The following is a 12,109-nucleotide window of genomic DNA, read 5'->3' as shown; positions in this document are numbered from 1 at the left end:
AGTACATGGCAAGGTTTGAGTGCTCTGAAGTTGCGGATATCATAGCAATAAATCTATATTCGATATACTGGATAAAAAAGCCTTGCTTATCTCTTTAGTCGAATATAAAAAAAGATCTTTTAAACAAAATGTTAATTAAAACAATATATTATTTATATTGAAAATATAGTTTTAATGGATGTGTTTAAATAGTGATCTTTATAAGATTTTGTAAGATAGAAATATAAAAAATGCATATAGATAAATATAAAAAAATATCTGATTTTTTGGGAAATGAAGAAAATTCGATCATTAACGAGATAAATCTTTCCTTTATATTAACTAAGCGAGTCAGTATCTGATCTTGGTTTCCTCAGGTCATGATACTGCAAGCTTGTTTTAACAAAAGGGAATATACAGATAATCCGAACGCTGTTTTTCATAGAGTACGTGTCTACACAAGATATGATCGGCAGGTACAAGTGGATGGTCAAACTCTCTTACTTTTTCTAAGCCAATGTTTTGCATGACACGTTCTGAGGGCGTGTTGATGCAGGCAGTAAAAGAAATGACTTTCTCTAGGCGCAGGGTTCTAAAGGCATATTTTAGTACTGCTTTGGCTCCTTCAGTAGCATAGCCTTGGTTCCAATATTGCGGTAGCAAGCGCCAGCCAATTTCAGGTGCATCGGCAATTTCAAATTCAGATGGATGCACGTGTAAGCCAATAAAACCGATGAATTCGCCTGTAGCTTTGAGTTCTACGGCAAAGAGTCCCCATCCACGTGTTTCTATGGCAGTACGAATACGTTCAAGAAATGCAGTTGCTTCAGTCGCATCGATTTTTTTAGGGAAGTAGCGCATGACCTCGTCATCTGCACACATTTGGATAAATGGCGCAGTGTCGGAGTCTTGCCATTGGCGCAGGATCAGGCGAGGGGTTTGAAGGTGAATAGTCATTAGGTATCTTAATTTGGTTACGATTTTTTAGTTTCGTTTAGGGATTTGCTCTTTAAACTCATTAAACTGTTTCGTTTTATAGTCCAAAGATATTATATCCTCGACTACGTCTAAAAATGTTTTTACCATTTCCTCTTCAGGTCTAAAGCCTCTATGGTTAGAAGCATTTCCACCCTCAATAATCGTATTTAATATTTCATATTGTGTCTTACTAATATGTTTGTCATCCAACATTTTTTTTAGTTTTGTTTCAAACCCACCTTTATCGCCTACCTTTTTTACTAAGTATCTATCTACTAGAGTTCGAATTCCCGAAAGAGCTAAAATAAATAATCCTTGTTCATAAGCTTGAACGATTTCAAAGAAGAGCAACATATCATCTTTAGGTAGATTGAAAGACCATTTTTTCTCTAGCAATAAGGAGCTATTGAATCTAGGAAAGCTCATACTCTTTACATGGTAAGAATCAGATTTACCTGAAGTTTCTAAATCAGATTTAATCGAAGTGACTTTTTGTTTAAGATCCAAATCGATCTCTTTTATATGAAATGAATCTATATGTAAGGAGGGTGCATTGCATTTTTGGCATTGGGTAAATTGATAAGCATCGATGCTATAAGTCCATATAGATTTCGCTTGATTATTAGTTATATTTTTTGAAAAGCCTTCAATAGCTCTCGGATAGATTTTCAAATTTAATCTATTTTGTGGAGTATCGTGCTTACATTCCCAGCAGTATTTCCAAATATGCATATATTTAACATCTTATTTTAGTGATGTGGAAAAGAGTAAATTATTTATAGGCGTATGAATAGTTGTGTAGATTGTATAAGCAAATAAAAAACCCCGAAAGATTCGGGGTTTTTTATACTTAAATAAAATTAAGCATTTTCACGCGCAATCGCACGGTAACCAATGTCTTTACGATATTGAACGCCGTCGAACGTTACTTTTTGGCAAAGTTCTAAAGCTTTTGCTTGTGCTTCACCAATGGTATTACCCAGTGCAGTCACGCAAAGTACACGACCACCAGCAGTGACGATATCGCCATTTTCATTGGCTTTAGTACCTGCATGGAACACTTTCGCATCAGTCATTTCAGTGTCTAAGCCTGAAATCACATCACCATTGCTTGAAGTTTCTGGGTAGCCTTTTGACGCTAAAACGATACCAACAGTCTTGCGCTCATCCCATTCAGCTTCAGCAGGTAAGTTACCTGCGATACCAGCTTCAACGAGATCCACCAAAGATGATTTTAAACGCATCATGATCGGTTGAGTTTCAGGGTCACCAAAACGACAGTTAAACTCGATTACTTTTGGTTGACCTTTGTCGTCAATCATCAAGCCAGCGTATAAGAAACCAGTGTAAACGTGACCGTCTTTTTTCATACCTTCAACGGTAGGACGCATCACTTCATTCATGGTTTTTTCAAACACATCAGCAGTCACAACAGGTGCAGGAGAGTAAGCACCCATACCGCCGGTGTTCGGACCTTGGTCGCCTTCAAAAATACGCTTATGGTCTTGCGATGTTGCCATTGGCAAGATGTTGTCGCCATCAATCATACAAATGAAAGATGCTTCTTCACCCGCAAGGAATTCTTCGATCACAACGCGAGAACCTGCATCGCCAAACTTGTTACCTGCAAGCATGTCATCAATTGCTGCAAATGCTTCTTGATTGGTCATGGCAACGATTACGCCTTTACCTGCAGCAAGACCATCAGCCTTGATCACGATTGGCGCACCATTTTTCTCAACAAATGCTTTCGCAGCATCTACTTCAGTAAATACGTCATAGAAAGCCGTTGGAATGTTATGGCGTTTAAGGAAGTGTTTAGCGAATGCTTTAGAGCCTTCAAGCTGCGCAGCAAATTGAGTTGGACCCCAAATTTTAACGCCAGCTTCACGGCATGCATCTACAACACCATTTACAAGTGGTGCTTCAGGACCAACAACCACTAAATCAACCGCATTGCTTTTTGCAAAGTCGATAATCGCAGCATTGTCTAAAATATTTAAGGCAACATTTTCGCATTTATTTTCTGTTGCAGTACCTGCATTACCTGGTGCTACAAATACTTTTGCGACTTTGTCATCTTGCGCGATTTTCCATGCAAGTGCATGTTCACGACCGCCATTACCCAAAACTAAAATATTCATCGGTTCATACTCCATGAATCGAAAATGACATAAAGTCCTCAACCTGAAAATAGGAGAGGACTTTATGCAAGATTAGAAATCTATTTTACTCAGCATAATTAACTGAATATACATCATGAGCTTCGTCAAAACTTAGTGACGGAAGTGACGCATACCAGTGAAGACCATTGCAATACCCGCTTCATCAGCAGCAGCAATTGTTTCTTCATCACGCATAGAACCACCCGGTTGGATAATGCATTTGATGCCTGCTTTCGCAGCGTTATCAATACCATCACGGAATGGGAAGAATGCGTCAGATGCCATAACTGCACCTTCAACCACTAGACCCGCGTGTTCAGCTTTGATCGCAGCAATACGAGCAGAGTTTACACGGCTCATTTGACCTGCGCCCACACCAATGGTTTGACGGTTTTTAGCATAAACAATCGCGTTAGACTTTACGTATTTCGCCACTTTCCAAGCGAAGATCATGTCATCGATTTCTTGTTCAGTCGGCGCACGTTTAGTCACAACTTTAAGATCATCTTTCGTGATCATGCCCAAGTCTTGGTCTTGAACCAGTAAACCACCGTTTACACGTTTGTAGTCCAGTTGCGATTGACGCGCATCGATTGCTGGAAGTTCGCCACATACAAGTACACGTACGTTTTTCTTCGCGCCCGTTACTTCAAGAACGCCTTCAGCAACGCTCGGTGCAATGATTACTTCAACGAATTGACGGTCAACAATCGCTTGTGCAGTTGCAACGTCTAATTCACGGTTGAATGCAATGATGCCACCGAATGCAGATTCAGGATCTGTTGCATACGCAAGATCATAAGCTGCTTGAATACCGTCTAGAGAAACTGCAACGCCACATGGGTTAGCGTGTTTAACGATCACACAAGCAGGCTTCGCAAATGATTTCACACATTCAAGTGCTGCATCAGTATCTGCGATGTTGTTATAAGAGAGTTCTTTACCTTGAAGCTGTTTCGCTGTTGAAACAGAAGCTTCAGTCGCTGTGTCTTCTACATAGAATGCAGCAGCTTGATGCGGGTTTTCACCGTAACGAAGGTCTTGAACTTTGTTCAATTGAGTATTGAAAGTACGTGCAAATTTGTCTGCCTGACCTTCTTCTTTACCTACGCGAGCGCCTAAGTAAGATGCGATCATGCCGTCATATTGAGCAGTATGTTCAAATGCTTTTACTGCTAGGTCAAAACGAGTTGCATGAGATAAAGCACCCTCAGCTTTAAGCTCGGCAACGACAGTTGCATAGTCAGAAGCATTTACGATGATACCTACAGATGCATGGTTTTTTGCTGCAGCACGAACCATGGTAGGACCACCGATGTCGATGTTTTCGATAGCATCAGCAAGTGAACAGTTTGGTTTGGCTACCGTTGCAGCAAATGGATAAAGGTTTACAACGACTAAATCAATAGCATCAATGTTGTGTTCAGCCATCACAGCTTCGTCTAGACCACGACGAGCCAGGATACCTCCATGAATTTTCGGATGTAGTGTTTTTACACGGCCGTCCATCATCTCTGGAAAACCTGTATGCTCCGAAACTTCAACTACAGCCACATTATTGTCTTTCAACAATTTGTAGGTACCACCTGTAGATAAAATTTCTACCCCTAGAGCAGCAAGTTCTTGTGCAAATTCAACAATACCAGTCTTGTCAGACACAGAGATTAAAGCGCGTTTAATAGTCATGATCTTCGTCACAGTTTTCAAGGAACAGAATAAAACAAAATCAGCAATTTACAGGTTAAAAAAAATGCCTGCGGAAGCCGCAAGCATTTTATCATTTATTCACTCATTAAACCGTGAGCTTTTAACTTTTTACGTAAAGTACCACGGTTGAGTCCGAGAATCTCGGCAGCACGTGTTTGGTTACCACGTGTATATTCTAGAACTACAGATAGAAGAGGTTTCTCCATTTCTGCTAGCACCATGTCGTATACCTGAGATGGTTGCTCGCCCTGCAGTTGTGCAAAATAGTGGCGAACTGCGCGATCTACGTGGATACGTAAAGCAACATCAGATTGTGCAGTAAAAATAGGAGATTTGCTATTCATGCGAATTAATCCGAAAAACAAATATCACTTGGGTAAAGTGATATATAAAAGTGGTCTAGAAATTGAAATGAACTCCATTTTAGATCCTAAAACGGAAGTTCTAAAACTTAGTCATTACATTGAGCCTGTAGCTTGACACATCTCTGCGATTTGGTCGAAAAATAAGCGTAACAATAGTTAAAGTTTTGTTACTGACCAAAATCAAAACAAAAAAATCTGCACGATACGCAATAAATTTTATAGCGCATTAGGCAAGACTGTATTTGTTGTGAAAAAGTCGCGAGGAGTTGCAGCACATAGCTTTCGTGGCGCGTATCATACCATTGTCTAAGCAAAAGTGAGCAAGAAAACTGCATTTTTTTTAACTTTTTTTAATTTTTTAATGCTTTCTCAGTAGATTAGGGGCGAATTATTTCCAAAGTATAGCGATCAAAGCTTTTGCGATCGACTGGAAGCTTAAATTTGAATTTAAACGGGCTGTTTTTCGGAATGCGCTGAATATTGACTAAACTTTCAATCAAGTACTCTTCGGAGGACAGGTTATAAGTTGCAATCACTTCACCGCGATGTTCCAGATTGATTCTTAAAATTGGTAAAGCCAGACTACGGTCATGAAAATTAATCAGCTCACCGCTAAACTCAGCTTCATTATTACCGGTTGCCTTGATTTTGACTTTATTAACCTGAATTAGTGTGTAGTATTTTTCCAGATTGGAACAATTAAACACTTCACAAGCACTGTTAAAGGCCAGACTCATGACGTGACTGTTTTTGATGTATTGCGGATTGAACCAGAAAAATTGAAACAGCAGCAGGCTGAACAGCGACAGATTGAGTAAACTCCAGCCTATATAGTACATTGGCCCGCGTTTAGTCTGCTTTTCTGCCTGATCTTCCCAGTTCATGCTCGGCAGGACTGAAATCGGCTCGGTACTGAAATAATTCAGGTTATTTAAATAGGTTTCCAGATCAATATTGGAATGTTCAACTTTTTGATCAAAAATCTGTAGCAGGCTATGACGATGCTGCTGATCCGTGTGATAAACACCTGAGTTATTTTGAGCATCAGTTTTGCTGAATTCGCTGGAGTTTGACTGAGCGTGAGACATTGAGGCAGTGACCGAATTCCGGGTTTCGGTCACCAAATGCGATAAGGCATTAAATGAAGTAGTACATTTGGGACAGCAAACCATACCCTGCGCAACGGTGAGTTGAGCAACTGTGACCTTATAGGTGGTGGAACAGGTAGGGCAATGGGTTCTTTTGTCACTCATGGATTATTTATAGGCTCATTCGTTCTTATGGCGTTTACCCGAGATACGGCACCAGTGCTCGTCTCGTTTTTCTACCTCTAATATATCAAAATAATTTGAGTAAATGCTAGTAACATCAGCAACTTGCTCTTCAATCACTCCGGCAAGTGCGAACTGTCCCTCAGATTTGATTAAAGTTGCGAACTCAGGAGCCAGCATCATCAGTGGTGCTGCCAGAATATTGGCAACAAATACGTCAGCTTTGGTATTGCCGAGCTCATCTCTAAATTCTTCTGGCAGTCCGACATAAAGTTTGTCCAGTACGCCATTCAGTTCAGCGTTTTGCTGAGTCGCCAGTACAGCTTGTGGGTCGATATCAGTAGCATATGCTTTTTTCGCACCTAATAGCAGTGCAGCTACCGCGAGAATGCCTGAGCCACAGCCATAATCGATGACAATTTTATCTTTCATATCAATCTTGCCGAGCCATTGTAAGCACAGGAAAGTTGAAGCGTGGTTGCCTGTTCCGAAAGCCAGACCTGGATCAAGCTTGATGTTTACCGCATCGGCATCAGGTGCTTCCATCCACTCCGGTACGATCCAGTATTTATCAGCAATCTGAATAGGCTCATAGGCATCCATCCAGGTACGTTCCCAAGCCTGATCTTCAATCAGTTCATGACGGATCGAAGCATCTGGCATTTGTGTACGAATAAAGGTTTCTAGTGCGGCAACATCGATTTCTTCGCCTTCTTCCTGCGCATAAATACCGGTCACAATCACTTTATTCCAAAGTGGCGTTTCACCTGGAAGTGGTTCCAGCAAATCCTGGTTTTCAGCATCATCCAAAGTCACACTCACTGCGCCTAGCGAGCTAAGTAATGTCTCAGTAAAATCAACCTGAGCCTGTTCAACCGTAATATGAATTTGTAACCACTTCACAGAAATAACCTTTATACATTTTTCAAAAAGCTATTGTAACGGAAGTTCAGACTCAACGCTGCTATCTTCTTGATCCATTCCCAAAATAAAAAGGATGCCTGAAGCATCCTTTTAAGCGTTCCAGAGCTTATCTAATCCAGATTCGTTAAAGGTGTTTGCGCCGGGAGTGGTGCAAGCCGATTCAACAAGCTGCCAAAAATTGCAGCAAAGATATACATAAAGATAGAGTAAACCGCGGCTGGCATTGCCACAGCAGCACTGCCAATCACGGTCAGGGCAATGGTCATGGCGAGGGTGCTGTTATGAATGCCAATTTCAAATGCACTGGCACGGGCTTGAGCGCTATTAATATTCAGTAGTCGTGGAATCAGATAACCAATACTCAGGCTCAAGATGCAGAATAAGGCAGTCGCTAGACCAACCTGGGTCAAGTATTCGCCGATATTTGTGCGTTCTTTAATAAGTGTGGCAATAATAATCAGCACCAAAAAGCCAATGGAAAAAATTCGCAGCGGCCGATTCAGTTTTGCGGTCACGCCTGGTGCATAGCGCCGAATCAACATGCCAATTCCCACCGGAATCAGGATGATCGCGAAGACTTGAAGAATCTTGCCGAATTGCAGTCCAACTTGCTGGCTATCCTGCATAAAATGCATGATCGAAAAATTAATAATCAAAGGTAGGGTAATCGCTGCAATGACTGAGTTGATAGCAGTCAGCGTGATATTGAGGGCTAAGTCACCTTTAAACAGGTAGCTAAACAGGTTGGCCGTTGCACCCCCTGGCGAAGCCGCCAGGAGCATCAACCCGACTGAGAGTAATGGAGTTAAAGCGAATAGCTTGCAGAGTAAAAAGGCAATGCCAACCAGAATAACCAGTTGACAGAACAATGCTATAAATACGGCTTTGGGGTGGCGAGTGACACGGCTAAAGTCCCGAGGCGTCAGTTCAAGGCCCAGTCCCATCATGATGATTGCAAGTGCCAGCAGCAGTAATATCGTTATAAGGCCAGAATCCATCTGTATGCTCCTTGTCGAAAATTGTTTTAATACTTCTGATTTTCTTTGGAAAAGCATACAGCCTTATAGCAGAATCAGCCAAATAAATTACAAATCTGATAAACGACTTTTATTACTATATACCACTTGCTGGCGGCTAATTAGCACACCGAAAATGGTCGCGAAACTGTACATGAAAATTGTATAAATGCCTGCTGGAATGGCCATCGTGACATTATTCAGAACCGAAATCGCAATGGTTAGGGCAATGGCTGTGTTATGAATGCCGATTTCAAAGGTACAAGCACGTGCCATTTTCTCTGGAATGCCCATGAGTAGAGGGATGCAATAGCCAATAAACAGGCTGGAAAAACATAAAATCGCAGTTGCTGTACCAATATTGGCAAAGTATTCGACCAAATTCGAACGTTCTCTGAAAATGGCGAATATGAATAGGATGGTTAGAAAACCGATAGAGAGTAAGCGCATGGGCCTGCTGACAGTAATCGACAGGTTTGGAAATTTGGCTCGAAGCAGCATACCCATGATCACGGGAATCAAGGTAATTAAAAACACTTGTACAATCTTTTCAACTGGAAAAGTCACGTTTGAGTCATGACTCATAAAGTAGTGTAAGGACAGATTGACAATAAAGGGCAAGGTAAAAATAGAGATGATGGTATTAATGGCGGTTAGAGTAATATTCAGTGCCACATCACCTTTATATATGTAGCTAAACAGGTTTGCGGTTGGACCACCGGGCGAGGCGGCCAGCAGCATCAGACCTACAGCAAGCAAAGCGGGCAAGTCCAAAATCAGACAAATAAAAAAAGCAATGCTGGGTAATAGGACTAACTGCGCAAATAAAGTAATAAAAATGACTTTAGGATAGCGACTTAAGCGCAGGAAATCTTTGATGGTGAGTTCTAGCCCCAGCCCCATCATCATAATTGCCAATGTAATTGGCAAAAAAACGCTAAAAAACCCCGAATCCATGAATTTGCCTTTTTATTATACATTTATAGGTATATTTCCAGTTTAGCCTAGATGAATAAATAAGCAATAAAAAACGGGCAAAATGCAGTCACTTTGCCCGTCAAAGCTTTTACTTGAAATCTAAACTATTTAGATATATATCGGCTACATACCTGGCTGGCCTTGCATTGGTGAATCAGGCTGTGCTGGCTGGTTCATCTGATGCGGCATAGGCTGGTTTTGCATATGTGGCTGCATCGGTTGGCTTTGCATCTGAGATTGTCCCTGAGGGCGTGGTGGCATAAAGCCTAATGCACATTTACCTTTGACTTCGGCACCATTGATGGTGGCAGTAGTCGCACCACTGTTGCCGCTACAGGTACTCATGAGTTCGGCTTCATCGCCTTTGATTGAAGCATTTTTGGATGAAGTGAAAAACTGCGGCTCACAGGTACCATTCCAGATAATGCCGCGATAGGCAAAACTGACTTGTGCACCTTGGGATTTGCCTTTACAAACCTGTTGGTACTTTTGTGCATTATAAATGGTTTCGACCTTATCATTCGCTGATGCAGCAAATGGCGCAAAACATAAACCACATAGAACGGTTGAGAGGAAAATATTCTTATTCATCTTTTATACCTTTGTTTGTAATGTAACCAACATATAGATTAAAAAATGCGCCAGATTAAACAATGCAAATCGAGTAAATTTCTCAGCTTATATGTTTAATTTATATAGTTCCTCTGCAAAGTTAAATTACAGTGCTTTATTGTTATGCGAGTTAAGTGCGATTTATCTCAGGATAAATTCAACTGAATTTGTCTACTTTAGAGTGAAATTTGCTATAATGCTCAGCTATTCTTTTTTATCTCTCAATTACCACTATGCATTATCCTAAAGTATACGATGTCATTGTTATCGGTGGCGGTCACGCCGGTACGGAAGCGGCTCTGGCTGCAGCGCGTATGGGTCGACAGACTTTACTCTTAACTCATAACATTGAGACTTTAGGGCAGATGAGCTGTAACCCGGCCATCGGTGGTATTGGTAAATCGCATTTGGTGCGTGAAATTGATGCTTTGGGCGGTGCGATGGCACTGGCTGCCGATAAAGGCGGTATTCAATTCCGTATTTTGAACTCGCGTAAAGGTGCTGCAGTACGTGCAACACGTGCGCAGGCGGACCGTGTACGTTATAAAGCGGCTATTCGCGAAACATTAGAAAACCAAGCAAACCTTGATATTTTTCAGCAAGCCGCAGATGACCTGATTGTTGAAGGCGATACCGTTAAAGGTGTGGTTACCCAAATGGGTATCCGTTTTGATGCGAAAACTGTGGTGCTGACAGCAGGTACATTCTTAGGTGGTGTCATCCACGTTGGTCTGGAGAAATCTAGCGGTGGTCGTGCTGGTGATCCGCCATCTATTTCACTTGCACATCGTTTGCGTGAATTAAACTTGCCAGTAGGTCGTTTAAAAACAGGTACACCACCACGTATTGACGCGCGTTCAGTGGATTTCTCTGTGATGACACCACAGCCGGGTGATTTCCCATCTCCGACCATGTCATTCATGGGGGATGTGTCTATGCATCCTGAGCAGGTAAATTGCTATATCACGCATACCAATGAACGCACGCATGAAATCATTCGTGGCGGTTTAGACCGTTCACCGATGTACACGGGTGTGATCGAAGGTGTTGGACCACGTTATTGCCCATCGATTGAAGATAAGATTCACCGTTTTGCCGATAAAGATTCTCACCAAGTCTTCTTGGAGCCTGAAGGCTTGGATACACATGAGCTTTATCCAAATGGTATTTCGACTTCTTTACCGTTCGACGTTCAGTTTGAACTGGTTCGCTCGATCCGTGGTATGGAAAATGCGCACATTCTTCGTCCGGGCTATGCCATTGAATACGATTACTTCAACCCACAAGCGTTGAAATTTACCCTTGAAACCAAAGCAATTAATAACTTGTATTTCGCCGGTCAAATCAACGGCACAACCGGTTATGAAGAAGCGGGTGCGCAGGGTTTGCTTGCAGGCTTGAACGCTGCACGCCGTGCTTGGGATCAGGAGCAATGGACGCCAAAACGTGATGAAGCATACATGGGTGTTCTGGTCGATGACCTGATCACATTAGGTACCAAAGAACCATACCGTATGTTCACCTCACGTGCCGAATACCGTTTGATGCTGCGTGAAGATAACGCAGATCAGCGTTTAACAGCCATTGGTCGTGAAATGGGTCTGGTGGATGACGCGCGTTGGGCAGTGTACTGTGAGAAAATGGAAGCAGTGGAAAAAGAAACAGGCCGTTTGCAACACTTGTGGGCCGCACCAAATAACCCAATGGGCAAGAAATTCGTTGAGATGACCGGTGCAGACCTGTCTAAAGAATGTTCGGCGATCGATTTGTTAAAACGTCCAAATATTTCATTTGCTCAAATTGCAGAGTTAACCAATTCTGAAGTATCACCATTTGTCGGTGAGCAAATTGAAATTGCAGTGAAATATGCGGGTTATATTAACCGTCAGCATGAAGACGTGGCACAAATGAAACGTCTGGAAGAAACCCGTATTCCTGCGGATTTTGATTATGACATCGTGTCGGGTCTGTCCCGTGAAATTACCCTGAAACTGAAAGATGTTCGTCCTGAAACATTGGCGCAAGCCAGTCGTATTCCGGGTGTAACGCCTGCAGCAGTTCAACTGGTGATGATTACAATTCGTAAGAATGCACAAGCAAAGAAATCTGCTTAA

11 protein-coding genes are annotated in these 12,109 nt (G+C 41.9%); 1 reads left to right on the top strand and 10 read right to left on the bottom strand.

Annotated elements, in window-relative coordinates; all coding sequences use genetic code 11:
- Positions 1–378: 378 nt before the first annotated feature.
- The 10 genes from ACTL4S_RS05005 to ACTL4S_RS04960 all read right to left on the bottom strand — a co-directional run bounded on the left by ACTL4S_RS05005 (position 379) and on the right by ACTL4S_RS04960 (position 9,974).
- Entirely contained in the window at positions 379–936 is a 558-nt protein-coding gene (locus ACTL4S_RS05005) for a GNAT family N-acetyltransferase (RefSeq protein WP_441298874.1), read from the bottom strand.
- A gap of 27 nt (positions 937–963) precedes the next feature.
- Complete coding sequence (locus tag ACTL4S_RS05000; protein ID WP_219309566.1) at positions 964–1,689, bottom strand: DUF4145 domain-containing protein; 726 nt, start codon at positions 1,687–1,689, stop codon at positions 964–966.
- A 128-nt stretch (positions 1,690–1,817) separates the two neighbouring features.
- Positions 1,818–3,101, bottom strand: coding sequence for a phosphoribosylamine--glycine ligase (gene purD / locus ACTL4S_RS04995; protein ID WP_253113393.1), 1,284 nt, complete (start codon positions 3,099–3,101; stop codon positions 1,818–1,820).
- 132 nt (positions 3,102–3,233) lie between these two features.
- The gene (purH, locus tag ACTL4S_RS04990) at positions 3,234–4,808 is read right to left on the bottom strand and encodes a bifunctional phosphoribosylaminoimidazolecarboxamide formyltransferase/IMP cyclohydrolase (protein WP_004646700.1); all 1,575 of its coding nucleotides are present in this window, start codon (positions 4,806–4,808) and stop codon (positions 3,234–3,236) included.
- Between the two features lie 95 nt (positions 4,809–4,903).
- Positions 4,904–5,173 carry a DNA-binding transcriptional regulator Fis gene (gene fis / locus ACTL4S_RS04985; RefSeq protein ID WP_001086304.1) on the bottom strand — a complete coding sequence of 90 codons (270 nt, stop codon included), beginning with the start codon at positions 5,171–5,173 and terminating at the stop codon, positions 4,904–4,906.
- Between the two features lie 398 nt (positions 5,174–5,571).
- On the bottom strand, positions 5,572–6,447 hold the full coding sequence (locus ACTL4S_RS04980) for an MJ0042-type zinc finger domain-containing protein (RefSeq protein ID WP_441298873.1): 876 nt from the start codon (positions 6,445–6,447) through the stop codon (positions 5,572–5,574).
- A gap of 15 nt (positions 6,448–6,462) precedes the next feature.
- Positions 6,463–7,368, bottom strand: coding sequence for a 50S ribosomal protein L11 methyltransferase (prmA, locus tag ACTL4S_RS04975; protein ID WP_441298872.1), 906 nt, complete (start codon positions 7,366–7,368; stop codon positions 6,463–6,465).
- Between the two features lie 131 nt (positions 7,369–7,499).
- Positions 7,500–8,387: a bile acid:sodium symporter family protein gene (locus ACTL4S_RS04970; protein WP_441298871.1), complete on the bottom strand. Its 888-nt coding sequence runs from the start codon at positions 8,385–8,387 to the stop codon at positions 7,500–7,502.
- Between the two features lie 87 nt (positions 8,388–8,474).
- Positions 8,475–9,362 carry a bile acid:sodium symporter family protein gene (locus ACTL4S_RS04965; protein WP_005100861.1) on the bottom strand — a complete coding sequence of 296 codons (888 nt, stop codon included), beginning with the start codon at positions 9,360–9,362 and terminating at the stop codon, positions 8,475–8,477.
- A 144-nt stretch (positions 9,363–9,506) separates the two neighbouring features.
- Positions 9,507–9,974: a hypothetical protein gene (locus ACTL4S_RS04960; RefSeq protein WP_441298870.1), complete on the bottom strand. Its 468-nt coding sequence runs from the start codon at positions 9,972–9,974 to the stop codon at positions 9,507–9,509.
- Positions 9,975–10,228: 254 nt separating this feature from the next.
- On the opposite strand from ACTL4S_RS04960, the gene mnmG reads away from it, so the two are divergent.
- Positions 10,229–12,109, top strand: a complete 1,881-nt coding sequence (gene mnmG / locus ACTL4S_RS04955; RefSeq protein WP_004279892.1) for a tRNA uridine-5-carboxymethylaminomethyl(34) synthesis enzyme MnmG — start codon at positions 10,229–10,231, stop codon at positions 12,107–12,109.

The sequence above is a fragment of the Acinetobacter lwoffii genome, assembly GCF_052078135.1.
GTDB lineage: Bacteria > Pseudomonadota > Gammaproteobacteria > Pseudomonadales > Moraxellaceae > Acinetobacter > Acinetobacter lwoffii_Z.
Note: the sequence above shows the minus strand (reverse complement) of the source record. Positions and strands in the feature narration are given on the sequence as shown.